23 protein-coding genes, 1 rRNA gene and 1 riboswitch are annotated in these 24,158 nt (G+C 55.5%); of the genes, 4 read left to right on the top strand and 20 right to left on the bottom strand.

The genetic code is table 11. The features are described 5' to 3' along the window. Positions 1-17 precede the first annotated feature (17 nt). From ABS784_RS10075 to ABS784_RS10045, 7 genes are all read right to left on the bottom strand, one after another. Positions 18-1,241 carry a CamS family sex pheromone protein gene (locus ABS784_RS10075; protein WP_023633361.1) on the bottom strand — a complete coding sequence of 408 codons (1,224 nt, stop codon included), beginning with the start codon at positions 1,239-1,241 and terminating at the stop codon, positions 18-20. Continuing rightward, a complete protein-coding gene (gene ligA / locus ABS784_RS10070; protein ID WP_014194775.1) occupies positions 1,238-3,250 on the bottom strand; it encodes an NAD-dependent DNA ligase LigA in 2,013 nt (670 codons plus the stop codon). The genes ABS784_RS10075 and ligA overlap by 4 nt, the downstream gene beginning before the upstream one ends. Before the next feature lie 20 nt (positions 3,251-3,270). Beyond that, entirely contained in the window at positions 3,271-5,445 is a 2,175-nt protein-coding gene (gene pcrA, locus ABS784_RS10065) for a DNA helicase PcrA (RefSeq protein WP_011229784.1), read from the bottom strand. Between the two features lie 28 nt (positions 5,446-5,473). Further along, positions 5,474-6,193 carry a heptaprenylglyceryl phosphate synthase gene (pcrB, locus tag ABS784_RS10060; RefSeq protein WP_014194773.1) on the bottom strand — a complete coding sequence of 240 codons (720 nt, stop codon included), beginning with the start codon at positions 6,191-6,193 and terminating at the stop codon, positions 5,474-5,476. A gap of 97 nt (positions 6,194-6,290) precedes the next feature. After that, the gene (locus tag ABS784_RS10055) at positions 6,291-6,626 is read right to left on the bottom strand and encodes a YerC/YecD family TrpR-related protein (RefSeq protein ID WP_011229782.1); all 336 of its coding nucleotides are present in this window, start codon (positions 6,624-6,626) and stop codon (positions 6,291-6,293) included. Positions 6,627-6,718: 92 nt separating this feature from the next. After that, a complete protein-coding gene (locus ABS784_RS10050; RefSeq protein ID WP_031212138.1) occupies positions 6,719-7,741 on the bottom strand; it encodes a DUF3048 domain-containing protein in 1,023 nt (340 codons plus the stop codon). 27 nt (positions 7,742-7,768) lie between these two features. Next, complete coding sequence (locus ABS784_RS10045) at positions 7,769-9,514, bottom strand: adenine deaminase C-terminal domain-containing protein (RefSeq protein ID WP_352512369.1); 1,746 nt, start codon at positions 9,512-9,514, stop codon at positions 7,769-7,771. A gap of 95 nt (positions 9,515-9,609) precedes the next feature. On the opposite strand from ABS784_RS10045, the gene ABS784_RS10040 reads away from it, so the two are divergent. From ABS784_RS10040 to ABS784_RS10030, 3 genes are all read left to right on the top strand, one after another. Beyond that, positions 9,610-9,855 (top strand): YgaP family membrane protein, encoded by a 246-nt coding sequence (locus tag ABS784_RS10040; protein WP_011229779.1) that lies wholly within the window; start codon positions 9,610-9,612, stop codon positions 9,853-9,855. Then, entirely contained in the window at positions 9,852-10,016 is a 165-nt protein-coding gene (locus ABS784_RS10035; RefSeq protein WP_011229778.1) for a hypothetical protein, read from the top strand. The genes ABS784_RS10040 and ABS784_RS10035 overlap by 4 nt, the downstream gene beginning before the upstream one ends. A gap of 90 nt (positions 10,017-10,106) precedes the next feature. Further along, a complete protein-coding gene (locus ABS784_RS10030) occupies positions 10,107-10,211 on the top strand; it encodes an EYxxD motif small membrane protein (RefSeq protein ID WP_325048220.1) in 105 nt (34 codons plus the stop codon). On the opposite strand, the gene purD is transcribed toward ABS784_RS10030, so the two are convergent. From purD to purE, 12 genes are all read right to left on the bottom strand, one after another. Next, entirely contained in the window at positions 10,165-11,457 is a 1,293-nt protein-coding gene (gene purD / locus ABS784_RS10025; protein ID WP_011229777.1) for a phosphoribosylamine--glycine ligase, read from the bottom strand. The two genes, ABS784_RS10030 and purD, sit on opposite strands and share 47 nt — an antisense overlap. Before the next feature lie 23 nt (positions 11,458-11,480). After that, positions 11,481-13,019 (bottom strand): bifunctional phosphoribosylaminoimidazolecarboxamide formyltransferase/IMP cyclohydrolase, encoded by a 1,539-nt coding sequence (gene purH / locus ABS784_RS10020; protein ID WP_144329963.1) that lies wholly within the window; start codon positions 13,017-13,019, stop codon positions 11,481-11,483. Beyond that, entirely contained in the window at positions 12,982-13,614 is a 633-nt protein-coding gene (gene purN / locus ABS784_RS10015; RefSeq protein ID WP_011229775.1) for a phosphoribosylglycinamide formyltransferase, read from the bottom strand. The genes purH and purN overlap by 38 nt, the downstream gene beginning before the upstream one ends. Continuing rightward, entirely contained in the window at positions 13,611-14,651 is a 1,041-nt protein-coding gene (gene purM, locus ABS784_RS10010; RefSeq protein WP_021321602.1) for a phosphoribosylformylglycinamidine cyclo-ligase, read from the bottom strand. The genes purN and purM overlap by 4 nt, the downstream gene beginning before the upstream one ends. 123 nt (positions 14,652-14,774) lie before the next feature. Next, entirely contained in the window at positions 14,775-16,187 is a 1,413-nt protein-coding gene (gene purF / locus ABS784_RS10005; protein ID WP_352512365.1) for an amidophosphoribosyltransferase, read from the bottom strand. After that, a complete protein-coding gene (gene purL, locus ABS784_RS10000) occupies positions 16,163-18,391 on the bottom strand; it encodes a phosphoribosylformylglycinamidine synthase subunit PurL (RefSeq protein ID WP_050368120.1) in 2,229 nt (742 codons plus the stop codon). Before purL ends, purF begins: the two co-directional genes overlap by 25 nt. Beyond that, positions 18,375-19,061 carry a phosphoribosylformylglycinamidine synthase subunit PurQ gene (gene purQ, locus ABS784_RS09995; protein WP_033016682.1) on the bottom strand — a complete coding sequence of 229 codons (687 nt, stop codon included), beginning with the start codon at positions 19,059-19,061 and terminating at the stop codon, positions 18,375-18,377. Before purQ ends, purL begins: the two co-directional genes overlap by 17 nt. After that, positions 19,058-19,312, bottom strand: a complete 255-nt coding sequence (gene purS / locus ABS784_RS09990) for a phosphoribosylformylglycinamidine synthase subunit PurS (protein ID WP_025948703.1) — start codon at positions 19,310-19,312, stop codon at positions 19,058-19,060. Before purS ends, purQ begins: the two co-directional genes overlap by 4 nt. Further along, positions 19,300-20,028: a phosphoribosylaminoimidazolesuccinocarboxamide synthase gene (gene purC, locus ABS784_RS09985; protein ID WP_033009943.1), complete on the bottom strand. Its 729-nt coding sequence runs from the start codon at positions 20,026-20,028 to the stop codon at positions 19,300-19,302. Before purC ends, purS begins: the two co-directional genes overlap by 13 nt. A gap of 75 nt (positions 20,029-20,103) precedes the next feature. Next, a complete protein-coding gene (purB, locus tag ABS784_RS09980) occupies positions 20,104-21,399 on the bottom strand; it encodes an adenylosuccinate lyase (RefSeq protein WP_049624735.1) in 1,296 nt (431 codons plus the stop codon). After that, the gene (purK, locus tag ABS784_RS09975) at positions 21,396-22,544 is read right to left on the bottom strand and encodes a 5-(carboxyamino)imidazole ribonucleotide synthase (RefSeq protein WP_011229767.1); all 1,149 of its coding nucleotides are present in this window, start codon (positions 22,542-22,544) and stop codon (positions 21,396-21,398) included. Before purK ends, purB begins: the two co-directional genes overlap by 4 nt. Next, the gene (purE, locus tag ABS784_RS09970; protein ID WP_011229766.1) at positions 22,537-23,025 is read right to left on the bottom strand and encodes a 5-(carboxyamino)imidazole ribonucleotide mutase; all 489 of its coding nucleotides are present in this window, start codon (positions 23,023-23,025) and stop codon (positions 22,537-22,539) included. Before purE ends, purK begins: the two co-directional genes overlap by 8 nt. Before the next feature lie 110 nt (positions 23,026-23,135). Beyond that, positions 23,136-23,237: riboswitch (purine riboswitch) on the bottom strand. Positions 23,238-23,385: 148 nt separating this feature from the next. Here purE and ABS784_RS09965 point away from each other — a divergent pair. Continuing rightward, positions 23,386-23,829 (top strand): Hsp20/alpha crystallin family protein, encoded by a 444-nt coding sequence (locus ABS784_RS09965; RefSeq protein WP_081132875.1) that lies wholly within the window; start codon positions 23,386-23,388, stop codon positions 23,827-23,829. 253 nt (positions 23,830-24,082) lie between these two features. On the opposite strand, the gene rrf is transcribed toward ABS784_RS09965, so the two are convergent. Beyond that, positions 24,083-24,158 (bottom strand): 5S ribosomal RNA (rrf, locus tag ABS784_RS09960); the annotation flags it as partial.

The raw sequence follows: 24,158 nt of genomic DNA, 5'->3' as shown, positions 1-24,158 counted from the left end.
GGGGATGTGGCACGTTGTCATTGATAAATATGCACAAACGGCTCGTCTGCTTTCGCCTGGCGCACGATGAGGCTTTCCGGCTGGCCGGCCGAGGCGATGTAGACGTTGACGGTGATGTAGTCCGGGAATTTTTCCATCACCAAGCCGGTCACGTATTGGGTAAAGCCGATCACTTCCGCTTTGCCGTAAAACGGCATCGTAATGTTGATCGTTAACTTCTGAAGCTGGTCGTTGACATACAGCCCTCTGCCGACGATGCCCGTGTAGTTCGGGAAAAAGTCCTCAACGTCTGATTTAAAATTATTGAATTTCAGCCAGTCGTCGCGGTGGTTTTCTTCCGCCTCATCAGACGGGAATAAATAATATTCCTCATTCACCGCCTCCCAATCATCGATGGTGCTGCTTCCTTCATCGACATGGGCGACGGCGAAAAAGTGGCCTGGAACAACAGATGAACGGGGCGCTTGTTTGTACAGGGCGATCGTAATCGGCACGTTCCCAAGCCCTTTCATGCTCCGCAGCCGCTTCAGCACCTCGGCGGCGATCCGCTTTCCTTCCCGTTCGATGACATCGTCTTTGATTTTGACCTCCCGCGGATAGCCTTGCTCGGTCGAATAATAGTGGACGGAGTTTAACGCCAGGCCGATAGCGATGCCGCCGAGCTTCACTTTGTCGTTGTCGATCTTCACCAAATAATCATGTTCCAAAATGCTCGCCAAATAAATCGGGCTTTGTTTGTTTTTTTGTTCGTTTGTTCCCGTGTCGCTGATCGGTGGGTTTAAGCCGATGTTGTCTTCCGGCTTCATTTTCTCTTCCTTCAGCTGGCGAGTCGTCTTCTTGCGAGCGAGCCATTTTCCAACCGTCTCGCTGTCTAAATATTGCCCCTCTTGGAACAAGTACTCATCCGACGGAAACTGCTCAGTGGCCAAGCGCATGAGCCCCGTCTCAAATTCGTCGACATCAAGGCGCGTATTTAAATCATTGACGACCTCCCCACGGGCCCCGGACGGTTTGAACGGAAGGATGACGCGGTAATACGAGTCGGCAATGTTGTATTTCGGGATGACGGCTTCTTGCTGTTTGCTGCCTTTGTCTTGCACGACTTCCTCACCTTTGTCAAACTTCGGCGCACACGCAGACAACAAACAAATCGAAGCGAGGCCGACAGCGGCCAACCGCTTTCGGGCCCGATTCGTCCAACGGCAGGCAACCAAACTGCGAAGTGGTGAGATTCGTTTCATCGTTTCCCCCTGCTGATCTCTTGCAAAAATCGTGATTCGTCCCAAATCTCAATGCCAAGCTGCTGGGCTTTCTCCAGCTTCGATCCGGCGTCCTCACCGGCGATGACGATGTCGGTGCTGCGGCTGACGCTGCCGGTGACGCGCCCGCCGAGCCGTTCAATCTCTTCTTTTGCCTCATTGCGCGACATCGACGCGAGTTTGCCGGTCAAGACGACCGTTTTGCCGGCGAAGGCGGAGTCAGCAGGCGCTTCAGCCGCCCGCTTCAGCCCTTTGTATGCCATGTTGACGCCGTAAAGCCGCAGCTCATGGAGCAGCTCGGCCGCTTCTGGCTGGGAAAAGAAGGCGATGATCGAGTCCGCCATTTTCTCGCCAATTTCCGGCACGGCCATCAATTCCTCTTTCGTCGCTTTTTCCAGCCGCTCCATCGTTTCAAAATGCTCAGCCAAAAGTTGGGCGGCTTTCGCTCCGACGTAGCGGATGCCAAGACCGAACAGCAACCGCTCGAGCGAGTTTTGCTTCGATGCCTCAATCGCTGCAAGCAAGTTGGTTGCTGACTTTTCGCCCATCCGTTCCAAACCGATGAGCTGTTCTTTCGTCAGCCGGTACAAATCGGCGACATCGTGGACGAGGCCAGCGTTAAACAGTTGGGTGACGACTTTTTCGCCCAACCCTTCAATGTTCATCGCTGCTCTTGAGGCAAAATGGATGAGCCGTTCGCGCAGCTGGGCCGGGCATTTCGGGTTTAAGCAACGGAGCGCCACTTCTCCATCTAGGCGGACGAGCTCGCTTTCGCATTCCGGACAATGCGTCGGCATCACAAACGGCGTTTCATCCCCGTCGCGCCGGTCGACGACGACGCCGACCACTTCCGGGATGATGTCGCCCGCTTTTTTAATGATGACCGCATCGCCGATGCGAATGTCTTTTTCCCGTATAAAATCTTCATTATGAAGAGTGGCGCGCTGCACGGTCGTGCCGGCGACGCGGACCGGCTCTAAGATCGCTGTCGGAGTGACGACGCCCGTGCGGCCGACGTTCACCTCAATGCCGATGAGCGTCGTCACCACTTCCTCGGCTGGGAATTTGTAGGCGATCGCCCAGCGCGGGCTTTTTGCCGTCGCACCAAGCTCCCGCTGTTGGGCGAACGAGTCGACTTTAATGACGATGCCGTCGATCTCGTACGGCAGCTGCGGCCGTTTTTCGTGCCACTCGTTGACGAAGGCGATCACCTCATCGATGTTGGCGCAGCGCCGCCGCTCGGGATTCACTTTAAACCCAAGCGCCTGTAAGTAGTCGAGCGCCTCGCTGTGCGACTCAATGCCAAGCTCTTCAGCATTGGCCAAACCATAAACGAACAAATCGAGCTGGCGCGACGCCGCCACTTTCGGATCGAGCTGGCGGAGCGAGCCAGCCGCAGCGTTGCGCGGGTTGGCAAACAGCTCCTCGCCTCGGGCTTTTCGCTCCTCATTCAAGCGCAAAAACGACGCTTTCGGCATGAACGCCTCGCCGCGCGCCTCCAGCGACACCGGCTCCTTCAGCCGAAGCGGCAGTGAACGGATCGTTCTCAAATTTTCCGTAATGTCCTCGCCGGTCGTTCCGTCGCCGCGCGTCGCCCCTTGGACGAAATAACCATCTTCATAGCGGACGGAGACAGCGAGACCATCGATTTTCAACTCGCACACGTACGCTGCTTCGCCGACCTCTTGGCGGACGCGGCGGTCAAAATCGCGCAAATCCCCTTCGTCAAACGCGTTCGCGAGACTCATCATGGGAACAACATGCGTCACTTTGCGAAACGCCTCAAGCGGAGGGCCGCCGATGCGCTGGGTCGGCGAGTCGCTCGTTTTCAATTCCGGATACTGTTCCTCGATGGCCATCAACTCTTGCATGAGCCGGTCATACTCGGCGTCCGGGACGGACGGCCGGTCGAGCACATAATATTCGTAGCCATAGCGGTGCAGCAGTTCGCGCAGCTCGGCCGCGCGCCGTTCGGCTTGTTGGCGGTCCATACGTTCACCCGTTCTCCTTTCTATACTTTCTCAATCGGCGCAAATTTAGCGAGCAGACGTTTAATGCCGATCGGGCTCGGGAAGGCGATATCGAGTTCTTGGTCGTCACCTTCGCCACGGACACTGACAACCGTACCGATTCCCCATTTCCGATGGTTCGCCCGGTCTCCGACTTTCCACACCCTGATGGCGCCGCCTGCCTGCAAGCGAGCGGACGCTGAACGGGAAACAGACGGTTTCCCACGCGAGACCGTCTCCAGCAAATGCGCGGGAATCTCATCTAAAAAGCGCGACGGCCGGTTCATTTGGATGTTGCCAAACAGCGTCCGCATTTGCGCGTTCGTCAATACGAGCTCTTCCTCGGCCCGAGTGATGCCGACATACGCCAGCCGCCGCTCTTCTTCCATTTCATCCTCATTCTCCAGTGAACGAAGATGCGGAAAAATGCCTTCTTCCATGCCAATCAAAAACACGACCGGAAACTCAAGCCCTTTGGCGGCGTGCAGCGTCATGAAGACGACGGCATCGCCCTCGGCCGCCTGATCTGTCCCATTCAGCTCGTCCAAATCAGAAATGAGCGCCAAGTCGGTTAAAAAGGCGACGAGCGATTTATCGTCGCTTACATTTTCGAAATGCTTCGTCACCGACAAAAACTCGTCCAAGTTCTCAAGCCGGCTTTGCGCTTCAATCGTCCGTTCCGCCTTGAGCATCTCGCGGTAGCCCGATTGGTCGAGCACTTCCTCCACAAGTTCCGTCACCGGAACGTATTCTTGCAGCTGCGTCCATTGCTCAAGCTGTCCGCGAAACGCGGCGAGCGCCCCGGCCGTCTTCGCGCTGAAGCCGATCATCTCCAGCTCGCCGAGCGCTTCAAACAAGGACAGCTCATGCTCGGCCGCATAGCGGACAAGTTTGTCGATCGTAGAGGCGCCGATGCCACGCTTTGGCACGTTGATGATGCGAAGCAAGCTCAAATCGTCATCGGGGTTGGCGATGACGCGCAAGTAAGCGAGAATGTCTTTAATTTCTTTCCGGTCATAGAACTTTAAGCCGCCGACGATTTGGTACGGAATGTTCGCTTTTAAAAACATTTCCTCGATGACGCGCGACTGGGCGTTCGTCCGATAAAGCACGGCAAAATCGCGGTAGCGGCGCTCCCCGCTCTCAACCGCCTCTTGAATGCGGCGGGCGACAAATTGCGCTTCGTCCACTTCGTTCATCGCTTCATAATAGACGATTGGCTTCCCTTCCGGGTTTTCCGTCCACAACCGCTTTGGTTTTCGATTGACGTTATGCGCAATGACTTCATTTGCCGCCTGCAAAATGCGTTTCGTCGAGCGGTAGTTTTGTTCAAGCAAAATGACTTTCGCGTTCGGGTAGTCGCGCTCAAACGATAAAATATTGCGAATGTCCGCCCCGCGCCACCGGTAAATCGACTGGTCGGCATCGCCGACGGCGCAAATATTTTGAAACCGGTCTGCGAGCTTTTTCACCAGCGTATATTGAGCGCGGTTCGTATCCTGGTACTCATCGATATGGATGTACTGGAACTTATACTGGTAATATTGAAGCACATCCGGCACGCGGTCAAACAAGTGGATCGTCGTCATGATCAAATCGTCGAAATCGAGTGAATGATTGCGGAGAAGGCGCTGTTGATACTCTTGATACACGTCGCCGACGATCTTTTCGTAGTACGTCGATGCCCGCTTTGCGAATTGCTCGGGCGTGAGCAAATCGTTTTTCGCCCCGCTGATCGTCGCTAAAATCGTCCGCGGCTCAAATTTTTTCGGATCGATATTTTTGTCTTTCAAAATCGCTTTGATGACCGAAAGCTGATCCGTCGGGTCAAGGATGGAAAAATTGCGATTGATGCCGATGCGGTCAATGTCGCGGCGCAACATGCGGACGCACATCGAATGGAACGTCGAAATCCACACGTCTTCCGCCGCCCCGCCTAAGAGCGCCTGCACCCGCTCCTTCATTTCACGCGCCGCTTTGTTCGTAAACGTAATGGCTAAAATATTCCACGGCGCCACCTGTTTTTCCGCCATCAAATAGGCGATCCGGTGCGTCAGCACGCGCGTTTTTCCGCTGCCCGCTCCCGCCATGATGAGCAATGGGCCTTCTGTCGTTTTAACGGCTTCTTGCTGCTCTTTGTTTAAATGCGCAAGCAGCTTTTCCGATAAAAAATTCATCATGTCCACCACCAACAAAACATATGTTCTATTTTCCGTCATCGCCGCTGCGTTGACCAGCCATCTGCTTCACCGCCGCCACCGTCGCCAACGCCTGTTCGAACGCGTCGTAAATCGCGTTGCCGACGACCACCGTATCGGCATAGCGCGCCATATGCTCCGCCTGCTCAGGAGTTGTGATGCCGCCGCCGTAAAACAGCTGCGTCTGATCAAGCGCTTGTTTCACTTTTTCCACGACAGACGGATCTCCATAAACTCCGCTATACTCAAGGTAAAAAATCGGCAGCTTGTACAAATGCTCAGCCAAACGGGCATAGGCCACAATATCGTCGACGTCAAGCTCCGTATCGGCTCTCGTCAGCTTGGCGGCCTTGCATTCCGGATTTAAAATGCAATAGCCCTCTGCGGCAATCTCATCCCAGTTCATCATATCACCGTATTGTTTCACCGCCTCGTGATGACGGCCGATGATCCACTCCGCCTGCCGGCTGTTTAACACGATCGGAACCAAATATACGTCAAATCCCGGCGTCAGCGCTTCGACGTCGGTGACTTCGAGCGCGCATGGCACCGAAAAACGGCGGATGCGAGCCAATAAATCAAGCACGTTGTCGATGGTCACCCCGTCGGTTCCGCCGACGATGACGGCATCCGTTCCCGACTCGCAAAGGCGCTCAAGGCGCTCGTCATCAATCGGTTTATTCGGGTCGAGTTTAAACACATGGCGCCAAGCGCGAATCTCCTCCATAGCGGCAACCCTCCACTCCGTCTCCATTGTTCCATTATAACAAATCCGCAAAAAGAAAAGGAGTTCCTTTGCAAATGGAAGGAATCTCCTTGCCGCGTCAGTCTGTGACCGCTTCGTTGGCTTCTTTCTCTTCTTGCTGTTGCTCCTCTTTAATGCGATCGAGCGCCATGGCGTAAGCATCATTGCCGTAGTTGAGGCAGCGCTTGACGCGCGAAATCGTCGCCGTGCTCGCTCCGGTTTCCGTTTCGATTTTGTGATACGTATATCCTTCGCGCAGCATGCGGGCGACCTCGAGCCGCTGGGCGAGCGCCTGGATTTCATTCACGGTGCATAAATCATCAAAAAAACGGTAACACTCTTCTAAATCGCGCAGCGATAAAATCGCTTTAAACAGTTGATCCAACTCTCTGCCGCGCAGTTTGTCAATTTGCATAGCTGCTTCCTCCTTGCGTTTTGGCGGGAAAAATGTTGTAGCCAACCAATCTGCGAATCCACCGCCCCTTTGCCTTGCAACAGACAAGGCGGTTATGATTTCCACTGGACGATCGCCAGTTCCGGCACGATATTGATCCACGTTTTTCCCGGCACGAATCCGATCGGAGCCCCGTTATGGTACGGCAGCAGCCGGCCGTCGACGTTTTTCCATTCGATCGGCTGCATGACGCCGCCCTGCAGCAAGTACCCCTTGCCACCGGAGGCGAGGTCGATGTCGCGCCGTCCGTGGCTATCGATGACTCGATGCCGGGCAGCGATAATCATGACGTTTTGCACGACAACCGGCTTATGCGTATCATAATCGATCGTTTGCTCGCCGCCGCTGTACCGGTAATACCCCTTTTGTTCAGGAACATATTGGTATTCAACCTGGGCATAGGCGCGATGCGAATAGGCGATGTGAACCGTCTCGACCTTTTGGCCGCTCGGCTCATCGGTGCGAAACGATAGCGGGGCAACGTGGTCCGTCCAAGCATACCCGTTTTGTTTCGCTCCTTTTTCGATGTTGGCGAATGAAATGTATGAGTTGTGCGGCGCCTTGCGGAACGGGACGCGCTGAAACAATGTGCCGTCGTAAAACAATCCGTTCAAATAGTCGATTCCGCCTCCCTCAAGACGCGCTTTCGCCTCCGGACTCCAGCCGTGACATACATACAGTGCATGGTAGCCTTCACTCAAGTCAATATAGTAATCACGCGCGCTTCGCACCGGTCCGACCCGCTCCGGCAATTCGCTTTGGTACAACGCCAACAAACGGGTGATATCGCCCTCGGCAAGCACCTCATACACGATGTCCGCCGCACGAAGCCCCGATTGCGGCCGCGCCTTCGGGTGATTGTTGATCATCACGCCGACGACCCGTTGATGGATGTTCCCTTTCGCCGGCAGCCCCGTCAGCGGGAACGTTTGTTTTTCCTCCGCCGGAGGCTTGGACGGCTGCTCCTGCCGAGGAGCCGGTTTGGCTGGTTCAGCCTGCTTCGGCTCGCTTTTGGTCGTGCAGCCCCCTAACAACAACAATGCCGCGCAGCTGATGACGAACAGCCAATGTTTCAATGGACACACAACCTTTTCTTTTTTATTTTACCGCATTATCGAAGGAAAGAGTACCGTTTTGTGCATCACATCATAAATGCCGCGTTGGGTGACGCGCACATACGGCAGGTGGGTCGATTGCAAAAAGAGCAACGAATACACCGGGTCTTCGAACGGATATCCACGCTCGCGCAACAAACGGACGAACGTTTTTTCTTCGTTGATCAATTCATCCACCTCCAAGGAGGACATCATGCCGCCTAAAGGAAGCGAGAGCTCAAACAAAATCTCTCCGTCCTCAGCGAGCACAATACCGCCGCCGATCTCCTTCATCCGCCGGAAGGCGAGCATCATATCTTCCTTATGCTTGCCGATCAAAATCAAATCCCCGGTGTTCGAGTAAGAACTCGCCAGCCCGCCAAGCACCGATGAAAAACCTTTTAACATCGTATTGACGCGCCAGCGGCCGTTTCGGTCAAACAAGGCCAGAAAACACTCATCATGGTCATGCCCTAAACGGTCGCGCGACGTATCGATCGACACGGAATACGGTTTTAAAATGACGGCGTTTTCCATGCGCAGCCCCATCGGCATCGAAAATTGCAAATCATCCCATTCAAGCTCCCATGACAACGAAAGCGGCCGAATGCCAAACCGAGACCATTCCGGCGCCGGCCAGAGAGGCGGCGCTTCTCCATCGCGCTTCACCCATTCGCCTTTGGCGAGCACTTGCGCCGGCGTCGGATCGTGAGCCGAGCGCAAAAAGTTGATATGAGCGATGCGGCCGGTGGCAATGCTGCCGTGAAGATGCTCGATGCCGTAGTGGCGGGCAGCGTTGATCGTCGCCATCGCATAGGCATCGATCACCGGCACGCCATGCTCGATCGCGATGCGGATCAGCCAATCGATCACCCCATTCTCATAAAACGCCGGCGGCGAGCCATCCGTCGTCAACAAGCATTTATCATAATGCCGGATGCCAAGCGCTTTCATCTCTTCAAGCAGCACCGGCAAATCCGGGCGAATCGAGGAATGCCGAAGCGCGACGGTATAGCCGTGCCAAAGGCGCATGCGCACTTCCTTTCCCGTCATTGCCTCATGATCGCCATCTGCGCCAAAGAGCGCCATTTTGACAAGCGTCTTTTCCGACGCCCCCGGAAAATGCCCTTCAATTTTGCGGCGGCGCCGGTGCGCTTCTTGCATCCAATACAAAATGATGTCGTCGCCGCTCGCCACTTTTGGCCATGAGGTCAACTCACCGCCTTGAAGCACCACCTCTTGGTCAAGCCAGCGCTTGATCCGAGCATTGGACACTTGTTCCTCTTCGCGCTCGAGCTCCGTTTGCCCATCAAACCGGCACCACCAATACATCGACGTTGGAAGCGCATTCATTTCTTGTAAAAATAAAAGCGCGTCTTCATCATCGAGCTGCAAAAGCAAAAACAAGTTATCGTTGATGAGCGTTGTTGTTCCGTGCGCCGCTGCATAACGAGCAAACGAATGGGGATTATATAATTGAAACGGATGAACATGCGGCTCAATGTAGCCGGGAACGAGCACGTACCCACGGCAGTCGACGATCTCACACGCCTCGTCGACACGATCGGGAAGACGCTCTCCGGCATACACGATGCGGTCGCCATGGATCCATATGTTTCCTTTTACCCATTCACGAAAATACGAATGCAAATATGTGGCGTTCACCAATACTTTCGTCGGCGATTGTTTGCCATCAATCACCGCTGCTTGTGCACGCAGTTCGCTGCCTTTCCATCGGTAACGTTGTTCGCCCATTGACACCCCGTCCCTTGTTTCCTAATCGTTCCATACAACCATTTTAACGCACAAAAGCGACTTTCACAATAAAAATATAAGGAGGGGACAGACCGATGGCGAATATCGGCATTGTGAACGCATTCATTCGCATCACGGTTGGCCTGACTGTCATCGCCTGGGCCACCGCCCGCCTCGCCCGGCGGCCATGGTGCACATCGTATTTGTGGGCCGCTTTGCTTGGGGCGATGAAAGTCGGAGAAGGGATCACCCGTTTTTGTCCGATGACCGCCCTGTTTGACAATATGCAGCGCCGGCAGCTGTTTGAAGAGGAAAAGGAAGCGGTCGTCAATCCGACATGAGGGAGGACATCCGTCCGACGTTGCGCACCGCTTTTGCCGATGTCTTCCATTCCACCGTCATTCGGCAACATTTTTCGCATCGTGAGCGATACGTGTTGCTATGTATCGAAACGGCCAATGAAGAGTGCCAACTGTCAACGAAAGAGAAGAAAGCAAAATGATCTGCGGCTTGGCATTGTGGACTAGCCAAACATCATCAAAAAAGGTGTCCCATACTTGGGACACCTTCGACTACAAAGGAGTGAACCACCATGCTGCTCGAGTATATGACCGATATGTCGTTCGTATTGGCCGCGTTAATCGGCGGCATTATCGCCCTTTCATACGTGTATATGCGGCGGAGGCGCGTTCGATAGCGCGCCGGCCGATGTCGCGCCGGTAAAATAAGCCGTCGCAGTCGATCGCCGCCAACTGCTCGTACGCTTTTTCCTTCGCTTTTGCGAGCGTCTCCCCTTTGGCCGCTAACAGGAGAACGCGTCCGCCATTGGTGTACCATGCGCCGCCTTCTCGTTTGGTGCCAGCATGGAACAACAACGCATCAGGGGAAATTCGGTCCAACCCGCGGATTTCGGCCCCGCGCTCGTAAGCCCCGGGATAGCCTTTAGCCGCCAGCACGACGCCAAGCACCGCCTCGTCCGTCCATTCAAGCTCCAACTCTTTTCCATCCATCACCGCTAGTACCGCTTCCACCAAATCGGTCTTCAGACGCGGCAGCACGACTTGCGCTTCCGGATCGCCGAAGCGGGCGTTGAATTCGATCACTTTCGGCCCATTTGCCGTGGCCATCAATCCAGCGTACAGCACGCCAAGAAACGGCCGTCCTTCCGCCGCCAACGCTTTCGCCGCCGGCCGCAAAATGGCCTCTAGCGCGGCATCCATCATCTCATCCGAAATTTGCGGCACCGGCGAGTAGGCTCCCATGCCGCCGGTGTTCGGTCCTTCGTCTCCGTCATACGCCCGCTTATGGTCTTGGGCGATGGCGAGCGGATACACCTTCTCGCCGTTAACGAACGCCATAAACGAAAATTCTTCCCCTTCTAAATACTCCTCAATGACAACTTGACTGCCGGCTGTGCCGAATTGTCCGTCGACAAGCGCTGCCTTCGCCGCGGCAAGCGCTTCTTCCACCGTTTGGGCGACGGTGACGCCTTTTCCGGCGGCCAATCCGTCCGCTTTAATGACGATCGGCGCGCCTTTTTGTTCAATATAAGCTTTCGCCTCTTCGTACGACGTAAAGGCCGCATGGTCCGCCGTTGGGATGCCGTATTTCTTCATCAGCTCTTTGGCAAACGCCTTGCTTCCTTCGATGAGCGCCGCCCTCTGGCTTGGGCCGAAAATGCGAAGCCCCTCGGCCATAAAACGGTCAACAATGCCGGAAGCAAGCGGCGCTTCCGGCCCGACGATCGTCAAATCGATCGCCTGTTGTTTCGCAAACTGCACCAATGCCTCAATATCGAGCTCATCAATATGGACCAGTTCCGCCACGTCCGCGATGCCCGGGTTTCCCGGCGCTACATACAGCTTGCCAACAAGCGGGCTTTGCGCCGCTTTCCAGGCGATGGCGTGCTCGCGCCCGCCTCGTCCGATGACCAGTACATTCATCGTCTCCCTCTCCTTTGCCACGCTTAATGTTTAAAGTGGCGCACGCCGGTGAAGACCATGGCTATGCCGTATTCATCCGCTTTGCGGATCGAATCCGCGTCGCGAATCGAGCCGCCCGGCTGAATGATAGCGGTAATGCCGGCTTTCGCCGCCGCCTCGACCGTATCGTCCATCGGGAAGAACGCATCGGAGGCCAACACGGCGCCAACCGCCTGTTCCCCGGCTTGTTCGATCGCAATTTTGGCCGCGCCGACCCGGTTCATTTGCCCGGCGCCAACGCCGACTGTCATCCCGTTTTTGGCCAGTACAATCGCATTCGATTTCACATGTTTGACAACCTTCCAAGCAAACCGAAGCTGTTCGCGCTCAGCCTCGGTCGGCTCGCGCTTCGTAACGACGTTCCATTCAGCGTCTTCGAGCGTGAACGTATCGGCCTCTTGGACGAGCAAGCCGCCATTGACGGAAACGAGCATTTTTTCCTTGACGTCCGGCGCGGTAAAATCAAGCGCCAACAGACGGATGTTTTTCTTTTTCGTCAAAATGGCAAACGCCTCGTCGCTGAATGACGGAGCGATGACGATTTCCAAAAAGATGTCGTGCATCCGTTCGGCTGTTTCTTTGTCCACTTCACGGTTGACCGCAATAATGCCGCCGAAAATCGACACCGGGTCCGCTTCGTACGCTTTCGTAAACGCCTCAAGAAGCGTCGCGCCGACGCCGACGCCGCACGGGTTCATATGTTTGATGGCGGCCACAGCCGGCTCTTGAAATTCGCGAATGAGGTTGATCGCCGCATTGGCGTCGTTAATGTTGTTGTACGACAACTCTTTGCCATGCAGCTGTGCCGCGTTGGCAATCGAGAACGCCGCACCGAGCGGCTTGGCATAAAACGCTGCCGATTGATGCGGATTCTCGCCATAGCGCAATGATTGTTTTTTCGTATACGTGACCGTGAGCGTTTCCGGATAGTTCTCTCCGGTGAGGTTTGTCAAATACTCCGCAATCATCGCGTCATACGCCGCCGTATGGCGGAACGCTTTCGCCGCCAGTTGTTGCCGCGTTTTTGCTTGGATCGAACCGGTCGTTTTCAGTTCTTCAATCACCATCGGATAGTCGGCTGGATCGACGACAATCGCGACATCAGCATAGTTTTTCGCCGCCGCACGCACCATCGTCGGGCCGCCGATATCGATGTTTTCAATCGCCTCCGCGAGCGTCACATCCGGTTTGGCGATCGTTTGTTGGAACGGATACAAGTTGACGACGACCAAATCGATCGGGCGAATGCCATGCTCTGCGAGCGCTGCTTGGTGGCGCTCATCGCTGCGCACCGCCAAAATGCCGCCGTGAATGGCCGGATGCAATGTTTTGACGCGCCCGTCCAAAATTTCCGGAAAGCCGGTGACATCGGAAATCGAAATGACGGGAACGCCGGCGTCTTCAAGCGCTCGTTTCGTCCCACCGGTCGAAATGATATCAATGCCAAGTTCAGCCAGCTGCTTCGCAAACGGAATGATGCCTTCCTTATTGGACACGCTGATCAATGCTCGTTTCACTGCCATCGTTCTCGATCCTTTCTTCCTGTTGTTCCTTTTCCCCTAGCAGCATGCGCAACACCGTCGGGTACAGCTCGTGTTCGACTTGATGGATGCGCTCCTCAAGCGCCTCGATCGGCTCGCCCGGCACGATCGGAACAACGCGCTGGGCGATGACCGGCCCGGTATCCATTCCCTCATCGACGTAATGAACGGTAACGCCCGTTTCCGATACACCAGCCCGATACGCTTGGCCGATCGCATCTTTGCCCGGAAACGCGGGCAACAGCGACGGATGGATGTTGACGATCTTCCCCTCATAAGCCGAAAGCAGCGTCGGCCCGATCAAGCGCATATAGCCGGCCAACGCAATCCAGTCGATTTGGCGCCCCTTTAGCTCACGCAAAATCTCGCTCTCAAACGCCGCTTTGGACGGGTAGTCTTTTGGGGAAAACACAAACGCCGGCACGTTTTCGCGCGCCGCTCGTTCAATGACTTTCGCACCAGGGCGGTCGCAGACCAAAAGCGCCACACGAGCCGGCAAATCGCCGCGTTTGGCCGCGTCCACGATCGCTTGAAAGTTCGTGCCGCTTCCTGAAGCGAACACCGCCAGCCGCTTCATGCCCGGCCCCCTCCAGCAAACGACACGCCCGCTCCTTCGGCCACTTCGCCGATGATGTACGCCGGTTCGCCTCGTTCCGAAAGCCACTCAACAAGAGGAGCCGCCGTTTCCGGACTGACAGCGAGCACAAGGCCGATGCCCATATTAAAGACGGAAAACATTTCTTCTTCCTCAAGGCTGCCCTTTTCACGCAAAAAGTCAAAAATCGGCAAAATCGGCCATGAACCGAGCTGAATGCGCGCGCCGATTCCCGGCGGCAGCATGCGCGGAATGTTTTCGATCAACCCGCCGCCGGTAATATGCGCCATCCCTTTGATCGTAAACCGCTCGCGCACGGAGCGCAACAGTTTCGCATAAATGCGCGTCGGCTTCAATAACTCCTCGCCGAGTGGAACATCAAGCGGCTCGTAAATCTCATCAAGCGACAATTTCGCTTGTTCAAACACGATGCGGCGCACAAGCGAATAGCCGTTGCTGTGAAGGCCGCTTGATGGCAGGCCGACAAGCGCATCGCCCGCTTGGATCGTCTCTCCGGTTATGAGTCGCTCTTTTTCCGCAACGCCGACCGCAAACCCAGCCAAATCATACTCATCTTCATCATACATTCCTGGCATTTCCGCGGTCTCCCCGCCGATCAAGGCGCAGCCGGCTTCGACGCAGCCGTCGGCCACCCCTTTGACGATGGCGGCGATTTTCTCCGGCACCGCCTTGCCGCAAGCGATATAGTCGAGGAAAAAGAGCGGCTCCGCCCCTTGGACAATAATATCGTTGACACACATAGCGACACAGTCGATGCCGATCGTATCATGCCGGTCAAGCAAAAACGCTAGTTTCAACTTCGTTCCGACACCGTCCGTGCCGGAGATGAGCACCGGCTGGCGGTAACCAAGCGCGGATAGATCAAACAAGCCGCCAAACCCGCCGATCCCGCCCAGCACTTCGGGACGCATCGTTTTTTGCACGTGCTCTTTCATGAGGGCGACGGCCTGATAACCAGCCTCGATGTCGACCCCTGCTTGTTTGTATGCCTTTGCCACGTCAACTCCTCCTTTTCGCCGCCCATCACGCTCAGGACGCCAGGCGACGCTCTTGTTGCGCAGCGTTTCTCTCGCGGAAACGCGCCACCACATTCGTCAGCTGCACCGGTTATACTTCCTCCATCATTTCATCGTCAGACATGGCCGCGCCGCTTGACCGAGGCGGGTCGGATATTGGCCAGTGAAACATGCCAAACATTGCCCGCGCTCTGGCGAGACGTCCGGGCGCCCGATCGCCTCAAGCATCCCTTCCTGGCTGAGAAACGCCAGTGAATCCGCACCGATCAAGCGGCGAATCTCTTCGACCGAATATTTCGCCGCGATCAATTCTTCCCTTGATGACGTATCAATGCCGTAAAAACAAGGATGGGTGATCGGCGGGGCGCTGATGCGCACATGCACTTCCACGGCCCCCGCTTCACGGAGCATCGTGACGATGCGCCGGCTTGTCGTCCCGCGCACGATCGAATCGTCGACCATCACGACCCGCTTGCCGGCCACAACCCCGCGCACCGGTGACAGCTTCATTTTCACGCCTTGCTCACGAAGCGCTTGTGACGGCTGGATGAACGTCCGGCCGACGTAACGGTTTTTGATGAGCCCTAATTCATAGGGGATGCCGCTCGCTTCCGCATAGCCGATGGCGACCGAAATGCTCGAGTCCGGCACGCCGGTGACGATGTCGGCCTCTGCCGGCGCCTCAAGCGCCAGCCGTTTCCCTAAGTTTTTGCGGGCCGTATGGACGTTGATGCCGTCGACATGGCTGTCCGGGCGGGCGAAGTAAATGTATTCCATGCTGCAAATCGACCGCGGCTGCCTAGGAGCGAACCGTTCTGAACGCACCCCTTCATGACTGATGATGAGCAATTCCCCAGGCGCCACTTCCCGCTCGTATGTGGCGCCGATGACGTCGAACGCGCACGTTTCCGACGCCACGACATATGCCGAGCCGAGCCGGCCGAGCGACAGCGGCCGGAAGCCGTGCGGGTCAAGCGCCACATAGAGCGCTTCTTCCGTCAGCAGCAAAAACGCAAACGCCCCTTCGATCTGGCTGAGCGCCTCTTTCATTTGCCCGACAAACGTCGGCGCTTGGCTGCGGCGGATGAGATGGGCGAACACTTCCGTATCCGATGTCGTCTGAAAAATGCTTCCTTGTCCTTCAAGCGCGAGCTTCAACTCGATGGCGTTCGTCAAGTTGCCGTTATGGGCGAGCGCCATCGATCCGGTTTGCGAGCGGAACAAGAGCGGCTGCACGTTTTCATAGCCGCCCCCGCCCGCCGTCGAATAGCGGACATGACCGATGGCCGCCGCCCCTTTGAGTGCATCGAGCGTGCCGCTTTGAAACACGTCCGTCACCAGCCCCAGCCCTTTATGACCGGATAAGCTCCCGTTATGCGCCGCCACGATGCCGGCCCCTTCCTGCCCACGGTGTTGCAGGCTGTGAAGCCCGTAATATGTGAGCCGGGCGGCGTCTTCATGCCCCCAAATGCCGAAAATGCCGCACTCCTCGTTCAATCCTTTGATTTCAGCAAGCATGGAATAGCCCCTTTCCAGACGTTTCGCATCTCGTCAACCGAAAGGCGGATGACCGTTTCCCCCTGTTCCCCGTTCACTGTCAAGATGCCGTCGCCTGTCACTTCGCCGATTCGCTTCGCTTCCACGAGCTGTTCAAACGCTTCCTGATGTTCTTTTTTCACTGAAACAACAAAGCGCGATTGCGTTTCGCCGAACAGTTCACTGACGAGGTCGCCGCCGACCGTCACCTTGGCGCCAAGCCCTAAAGCCCCCATCAGGCACTCCGCCAACGCGACCGCCAACCCACCTTCCGCCACATCATGCGCCGACGCCACGACCCCAGCGCGGATCGCCGCCAGCAGCTGGCGCTGGCGTCTTGCCTCCACCTCTAAGTCAATCTCCGGTGCTTTTCCGAAAATGCGGCCTTCCAGCCATTTTTGCAGCTCGCTGCCGCCAAACTCCGGCTTCGCCTCGCCGATCACGTAAATGAGGTCGCCCACTTGCTTAAATAGCTGGGTGGTAATATGCGAAAGGTCCTCAATGAGCCCGACCATGCCGACGACCGGTGTCGGGTAGACGGCCACACCGTTCGTTTCATTGTACAGCGAGACGTTGCCGCTCACCACCGGCGTCCCGAGCGCCCGGCACGCCTCGCTCATCCCGTCGACCGCTTTTTCGAGCTGCCAGAAAATCTCCGGCTTTTCCGGGCTGCCAAAGTTAAGGCAGTCCGTAATCGCGAGCGGCTTCGCCCCCGAACAAACGACGTTGCGCGCCGCCTCGGCGACGGCGATTTTCCCGCCCACTTCCGGATCCAAGTACAAGTAGCGCGAATTGCAATCCGTGGTGAGCGCAAGCGCCTTATTCGTGCCGCGGATGCGCACGACGGCCGCGTCCGATCCTGGGGCGACGACCGTATTCGTCCGCACCATGTAGTCATATTGGTCGTACACCCATTCTTTGCTCGCGATCGTCGGTTGGGCGAGGAGCCCGAGCAATGTTTGGTTGTAGTCTTCGATGTGCGGAATATACGGCGGCATCGCTTGAAATTCGCGGTAGTAAACCGGCTCTTTCGACGGCTTATGGTAAACCGGCGCGTCTTTCGCCAGCGCGTCCACCGGAATTTCCGCCGCCACCTCGCCGCGGAACCAGAGACGAAGCATTTTGTCATCGGTCACTTTGCCGATCGCTTTTGCTTCCAACCCATACTTGGCAAAAATCGCGGCGATTTCGTCTTCCCGCCCTTGCTTGACGACAAGCAGCATCCGCTCCTGCGATTCAGACAGCATCATTTCATACGGCGTCATGCCGGTCTCGCGCTGCGGGACGAGATCCAAATTCATTTCAATGCCAAATCCGCCTTTGCTTGCCATTTCGGCGGATGAACTCGTGAGCCCTGCCGCCCCCATATCTTGAATGCCGACTAACGCATCCGACTTGACTGCTTCCAAACACGCCTCCAGCAGCAGTTTTTCCATAAACGGATCGCCGACTTGCACGGCCGGGCGCTTTGCTTCCGACTGTTCGCTCAACTCTTCCGATGCAAACGTCGCCCCGTGGATGCCGTCGCGGCCCGTTTTCGCCCCGACGTACATGACCGTGTTGCCGACTCCAGTCGCAATGCCGCGCTGAATATCCTCATGGCGGATGATCCCGACGCACATGGCGTTGACAAGCGGATTCCCTTCATACGACGGATCAAACTGCACTTCACCGCCGACCGTCGGGATGCCGACGCAGTTGCCGTACCCGGCAATGCCGGCGACGACCTGCTCGAACAAATATTTGACGCGCGGCGACGTCAGTTCGCCAAACCGAAGTGAATTGAGCAGCGCGATCGGCCGCGCCCCCATCGAAAAGACGTCGCGGATGATGCCGCCGACCCCGGTCGCCGCCCCTTGATACGGCTCGATCGCCGACGGGTGATTGTGGCTTTCGATTTTAAACGCCACCGCCAACCCGTCGCCGATGTCGACGATCCCGGCGCCTTCGCCCGGCCCCTGCAGCACGTGCGGGCCGTCGGTCGGGAATTTTTTCAGCACCGGCTTCGAGTTTTTATAGCTGCAGTGCTCCGACCACATTACCGAAAAAATGCCGGTTTCCGTGTAGTTCGGCAGCCTTCCTAAAATCGCCTCAATGCGCGCAAATTCGTCATCCGTCAATCCCATCTCGCGGTACAATTGTTGTTCTTTGATCATCGCCGCGCTCGGCTCAAGCAGTAACGACATGCGTCTCCCTCCAATAGTTGACGATCGATCGAAATAGTTTCAGCCCGTCCGCGCTGCCGAGCAAGGCGTCGACCGCCCGCTCCGGATGCGGCATCATGCCAAGCACATTGCCCCGCTCATTGACGATGCCGGCAATATCCATGAGGCTGCCGTTCGGGTTTTCCCCATGGTAGCGGAACACGATTTGCTTGTTTTCCACTAAGCGCTCGAGCGTCTGTTCATCGCAATAATAATTCCCTTCGCCATGGGCGATCGGAATCGTAATGACTTCCCCTTTTTCGTAGGCGGATGTAAACATCGTCCCATTGTTTTCCACCACAAGCTGCACCGGCCGGCAGATGAACTTCAACCCTTGATTGCGGCGCATCGCCCCAGGAAGCAAGCCGGCTTCAAGCAAAATTTGAAACCCGTTGCACACGCCAAGCACCGGTTTTCCGGCATCAGCCGCCTGTTTGACGGCAGCCATTACTTTCGAAAAGCGGGCGATCGCTCCGGAACGCAAGTAATCGCCGTACGAAAATCCGCCCGGAAGCAAAACGGCGTCAAACCGGTCCAAGTTGTCCTCATCATGCCAGACGTACTCGACTTCCTCGCCAAGCTCATCGGCGATCGCATGATACATGTCGACGTCGCAATTCGATCCCGGAAATACAACGACGGCAAACTTCATCGGGCGACGGCCTCCTCAATTTCATAGCGGTAATCTTCAATCACCGGATTGGCGAGCAGCTTTTCGCACATCTCGCGAACGAGCTCGTTGATGTCGCGGCCGCTCTCTTCCATCACAAGCTCCATGAACTTCCCGATTCGTACATCTTTCACTTCCGTATATGACAAGCTGTGCAGCGCCCCTTTCACCGCGGTCCCTTGCGGATCCAACACACTTTCGCGCAGCGTCACATATACTTTTACCTTGTACATGCCGATTCTCCCCCTAATCGTTGTAAAATGACTTCATACGCCTCCGTCAAGCTGCCGAGATCGCGGCGAAACACGTCTTTATCGAGCTTCTCGTTCGTGTCAGCGTCCCACAGCCGGCACGTATCGGGCGAAATCTCGTCGGCTAAAACAATCGCCCCGTCCGCCGTGCGGCCGAACTCCAGCTTAAAATCAATTAATCTCACCTTTCGTTCCGCAAAATGGGCGCCCAGCACGTCGTTCACCTTGAGCGCTTCGCGTTTCAACTGGTCAATCTCCTCGCGGCTGGCAAGTTTTAAAATCGCAATATGGTCTTCCACGAGCAGCGGGTCGCCAAGATCATCGTTTTTGTAGTAAAACTCGACAAGCGGCGCCTCAAGCGGCGTTCCCTCCGCCAAGCCGATGCGTTTCGCTAAGCTGCCCGCTACAACATTGCGCACGACCACCTCAAGCGGAATGATCGTCACCTGTTGGACGAGCTGCTCGGTCGGCGACAGCTTTTCAAGAAAATGATTGGCGATCCCGGCTTCGCGCAGCTTCAAAAACAACAAGCTGGAAATCTCGTTATTGAGCCGCCCCTTGCCGGCGATCGTCGCCTTTTTCCCGCCGTTAAATGCGGTCGCACTGTCTTTGTACTCGACCCAAAGCACGCCCGGCGCATCGGTCGCGTAAATCTTTTTCGCTTTCCCTTCGTACAGCAGCTGTTGTTTTGTCGGCATGATGAACGCCTCCGTTATCCAGAAGATTGAAAATTTTCCGCTCGGACGGCCGGCCCAAAGCCAGCCGTTTTCTGCTCAATCCAATCCTAAGCGGGCAAAAATCGTATCGACGTGTTTCAAATGATGGCGGTAGTCAAAGCAATCATCGAGTTCCTCTTTGGTGAGCCGGCTTGTAATCCGCTCATCCGCCTCAAGCAGCGAGCGGAACGGCACTTGTCGCTCCCACGCTTCCATCGCTTTCGGCTGCACCAAATCGTACGCTTCCTCGCGCGTCATCCCTTTGTCAATCAAAGCAAGCAACACGCGTTGCGAGTAAATGAGCCCGAACGTGCGTTCCATATTTTTCTTCATATTTTCCGGGTAGACCAACAAGTTTTTCACAATGTTCGCGAACCGATTCAACATATAGTTCAACGCAATCGTCGCATCCGGCAAAATGATGCGCTCAGCCGACGAATGGGAAATGTCGCGCTCATGCCAAAGCGGCACATTTTCATACGCCGTCACCATATACCCGCGAATGACGCGCGCCATGCCGGTCATATTTTCCGAACCGATCGGATTGCGCTTATGCGGCATCGCTGATGAGCCTTTTTGTCCTTTGGCAAAAAACTCTTCGACTTCGCGGACTTCGCTTTTTTGCAAGCCGCGAATCTCGACGGCAAATTTTTCAATCGATGTCGCAATTAAGGCCAATGTCGCCATATAGTAAGCGTGGCGGTCGCGCTGCAGCGTCTGCGTCGAAATCGGCGCCGGCGTCAAGCCGAGTTTTTCACACACATACTGCTCCACAAACGGATCCACGTTGGCGTACGTGCCGACTGCGCCGGAAATTTTCCCTACTTCCACCATCTTGGCAGCTTGTTCAAACCGCTCCAAATTTCGCACCATCTCGGCATACCAAAGCGCCAGCTTCAGCCCGAACGTCGTCGGTTCGGCATGAACGCCGTGCGTGCGCCCCATCATGACCGTGTATTTATGTTCGCGCGCTTTCTCTTTCAGCACTTGAATGAAGTTTTCCAAATCACGCCGCAAAATCGCGTTCGCCTGCTTTAACAAGTAGCCGAGCGCCGTATCGACGACATCGGTCGACGTGAGACCATAATGCACCCATTTTCGTTCTTCCCCAAGCGTCTCAGAAACGGCGCGGGTGAAGGCGACGACATCGTGGCGCGTTTCTTCTTCGATTTCCTTAATGCGGTTGACGTCAAACGACGCGTTTTCACGCAGGCGGCGGACATCTTCTTTTGGGATGACGCCAAGCTCGGCCCACGCCTCGCACGCGAGCAGTTCCACCTCAAGCCATGCCTTAAAGCGGTTTTCCTCGGTCCAAATCGCTCCCATTTCCGGTCTTGTGTAACGTTCAATCATCCTCGTTCCAGCCTCCGATCATGCCAAATTTGCCACGATTCGATTCTCGCCAACGCCGCCTCGACATCGTCTGCCAGCACCGTCACATGCCCCATTTTCCGCTTCGGCTTCGCTTCGTGTTTGCCGTACAGATGGACGTAGGTCCCCCCGTCGAACGCACCGATATGCCGAATGACCGGCTCGACGTGCTCGCCTAAAATATTGACCATCACCGCCGGCTTCAACAATTCGGTCGATCCGAGCGGCCAGTTGCAGACGGCGCGGATGTGCTGGGCAAACTGCGACGTCGCGCATGCATTGATTGTATAATGTCCGGAGTTGTGCGGTCTAGGGGCCAGCTCATTAATATAAATATCCCCGTCCGCAGTCAAAAACATTTCCACCGCCAGCGTCCCAACGAGCGAAAACGATGCGGCCAACACTTCCGCGTAGCGAATGGCCCGCTCTTGCACGCTTTCCGGAATTCGAGCCGGAACGATCGTTTGATGCAAAATGTTCTCGATATGAATATTTTCCGCCACTGGAAAAACAGCCGTCTCACCATCGAGGTTGCGGGCGACAATGACCGACATTTCCTTCACAAACGGCACCCAGCCTTCCAAAATGCATGGGCCAAGCCCAAGCAAATCAGCCGCTTTGGCTAGATCGCCTTCGCCGCGCAGCACATATTGTCCTTTGCCGTCGTAGCCGCCGCGCCGCGTTTTCAAGACGCACGGGAAACCGATCGTCTGAACGGCCTGTTCAAGTTCCTCCGCTCCATTCACTTCGACATAGGGCGCCACCGGCAAGCTGGCATCAACGATCGCCGCTTTCTCCAGCGCCCGGTCTTGCGTCACCGCAAGCAGTCGGCTTCCTTGCGGGACATAGGCGTTTGCCTCCAGCCACTCAAGCGCTCGCGCATCGATATTTTCAAATTCGTACGTAATGACATCGCTCACGCGGGCCAGTTCAGCGATGGCGTCCAAATCATGATAAGGCGCCGTAATCTCCACATCGGCCACTTGCCCGCACGGGGAGTCAGGCGTTGGGTCGAGCACGGCGATGCGAAAACCCATCTCGCGCGCCGCCAAAGCCATCATCCGCCCGAGCTGCCCCCCGCCGATGATGCCGATCGTCTGCCCAGGAACGATCCGTTGCTTAGTCAAATTGATCACTGCTTTCTACGATTTGTTTGCGAATCGCTTCCCGCCGCGCTTTGAGCGCCTCCATATAGCGTGGCTCAAGCAGTCCAAGAATCGATGCGGCGAGCAGTCCGGCGTTGGTCGCCCCCGCCTTGCCGATCGCCACCGTCGCCACCGGCACCCCGCCTGGCATTTGCACAATCGACAATAACGAATCAAGTCCATTCAATGCTTTTGACTGCACGGGCACCCCAATCACCGGCAGCGTCGTTTTCGCCGCGATCATCCCCGGCAAGTGAGCCGCTCCGCCAGCGCCGGCAATGATCACGCGGATGCCGCGCTCCTCGGCTGTCTCCGCATACCGAAACATCTCATCCGGCGTCCGGTGCGCCGATACGACTTTTTTCTCAAACGGAACACCCAATTCCGCCAAAATAGCGCAAGCATGTTTCATCGTTTCCCAATCCGAATGGCTTCCCATGATCACCCCAACGAGCGGGCTCATACCGTTTCACTCCTTTTGCTAGCACAACAAAACCCAGAACATGCGTTCCCGTTCATAAACGAGGGAAAGCATCGTTCTGGGCTTTGACAGTTGCTGATCGAAAAAAAGCCAAAACCGATCCTTTCCCTCATAGTCCAATCATTTACGGTGATTGGGTAGAAACTTTTGGGCCATATTCCCAAAATTATATGAGGGATCTTCTCATACACTATGAAGTTACCTTTATAGTAGCAGGTTTTTTTTCGGCGTGTCAAGGAAAAAATCGAACATTTAGTATTTCACCAAAGCAAATGTTCGTGTTTTTTGAATCACCAAACGAAGAAGACGGCATATGATGAAGGAGCGGAGGAGGGAGACGTTATGACCAACGAAAATCCATTTATGCCGTTTTCCGATTGGACAAAACATTGGCAACAATTTTTCCAAAATGATTTTTGGGGAAGCATCCAGCCGTTGCTGCCGTCATCGAACAAGCCATCATCCGGCATGAACATTTACAAAAAAGACAACGAGCTGCTCGTTGTCATCAGCCTCCCGGGGCTCGAAAAAATCGAAGATGCAGAAGTGTATGTATCATACAAAACGTTGGAAGTGAAAGCAACCATTAATCTAAACTTCAAAGGGTTTGAGCTAGTAGAAGAAGGCCTTTTCCAAGGCCAATTCCAAAAAACAATCCCACTGCCGTTCGCCGTCAAAGAGGACCGCATCGAAGCAACATACCATAACGGCCTGTTGTTCATCCACCTGCATCGACTTATCCCTGACGAGCCGAAAAAGAAAATTGTCATCAAAAAAAGCGAATAATCTCCCCACGAGTGCAAAAAAAGAAGATACCTATCTTTCCAAAAAAAGTAAAAAAGAGGGTGTCCATGCCGTACAGGACACCCTTACGCGAGTTTCCGTTTCCTATCGCTTTTATGAAAAAGGGGGTCTAGGAAACGATGATCACGCTTTACATTTTGGGGGAGAGGATTGAAAATGGCGTCATTCAAAATGACTCATTTCCCATTAGGCAAAAATAATGAGAGAACCATTCAGCTCCCTCATTTTTTTGCCTGCCTAGCAGCGACCTACTCTTGCAGGGGCGCTGGCCCCAACTACCATCGGCGCTGGAGGGCTTAACTTCCGTGTTC

Source organism: Geobacillus sp. G4, from assembly GCF_040327975.1.
GTDB classification, from domain to species: Bacteria; Bacillota; Bacilli; order Bacillales; family Anoxybacillaceae; genus Geobacillus; species Geobacillus thermoleovorans.
This window is presented reverse-complemented; position numbering and strand designations above follow the sequence as displayed.

Coding starts and splice junctions, on each gene's coding strand:
- ABS784_RS10075 (WP_023633361.1), bottom strand. CDS start 1,241: ATGAAACGAATCTCACCACTTCGCAGTTTGGTTGCCTGCCGTTGGACG.
- purH (WP_144329963.1), bottom strand. CDS start 13,019: ATGGCAGTGAAACGAGCATTGATCAGCGTGTCCAATAAGGAAGGCATC.
- ABS784_RS09965 (WP_081132875.1), top strand. CDS start 23,386: ATGACCAACGAAAATCCATTTATGCCGTTTTCCGATTGGACAAAACAT.
- purF (WP_352512365.1), bottom strand. CDS start 16,187: ATGCTTGCTGAAATCAAAGGATTGAACGAGGAGTGCGGCATTTTCGGC.
- purQ (WP_033016682.1), bottom strand. CDS start 19,061: ATGAAGTTTGCCGTCGTTGTATTTCCGGGATCGAATTGCGACGTCGAC.
- purS (WP_025948703.1), bottom strand. CDS start 19,312: ATGTACAAGGTAAAAGTATATGTGACGCTGCGCGAAAGTGTGTTGGAT.
- ABS784_RS10040 (WP_011229779.1), top strand. CDS start 9,610: ATGGCGAATATCGGCATTGTGAACGCATTCATTCGCATCACGGTTGGC.
- ligA (WP_014194775.1), bottom strand. CDS start 3,250: ATGGACCGCCAACAAGCCGAACGGCGCGCGGCCGAGCTGCGCGAACTG.
- purB (WP_049624735.1), bottom strand. CDS start 21,399: ATGATTGAACGTTACACAAGACCGGAAATGGGAGCGATTTGGACCGAG.
- purN (WP_011229775.1), bottom strand. CDS start 13,614: ATGAAGCGGCTGGCGGTGTTCGCTTCAGGAAGCGGCACGAACTTTCAA.
- purD (WP_011229777.1), bottom strand. CDS start 11,457: ATGAATGTACTGGTCATCGGACGAGGCGGGCGCGAGCACGCCATCGCC.
- purL (WP_050368120.1), bottom strand. CDS start 18,391: ATGTCGTTACTGCTTGAGCCGAGCGCGGCGATGATCAAAGAACAACAA.
- ABS784_RS10055 (WP_011229782.1), bottom strand. CDS start 6,626: ATGCAAATTGACAAACTGCGCGGCAGAGAGTTGGATCAACTGTTTAAA.
- ABS784_RS10030 (WP_325048220.1), top strand. CDS start 10,107: ATGCTGCTCGAGTATATGACCGATATGTCGTTCGTATTGGCCGCGTTA.
- ABS784_RS10035 (WP_011229778.1), top strand. CDS start 9,852: ATGAGGGAGGACATCCGTCCGACGTTGCGCACCGCTTTTGCCGATGTC.
- pcrB (WP_014194773.1), bottom strand. CDS start 6,193: ATGGAGGAGATTCGCGCTTGGCGCCATGTGTTTAAACTCGACCCGAAT.
- pcrA (WP_011229784.1), bottom strand. CDS start 5,445: ATGAATTTTTTATCGGAAAAGCTGCTTGCGCATTTAAACAAAGAGCAG.
- purC (WP_033009943.1), bottom strand. CDS start 20,028: ATGCCGACAAAACAACAGCTGCTGTACGAAGGGAAAGCGAAAAAGATT.
- ABS784_RS10045 (WP_352512369.1), bottom strand. CDS start 9,514: ATGGGCGAACAACGTTACCGATGGAAAGGCAGCGAACTGCGTGCACAA.
- purE (WP_011229766.1), bottom strand. CDS start 23,025: ATGAGCCCGCTCGTTGGGGTGATCATGGGAAGCCATTCGGATTGGGAA.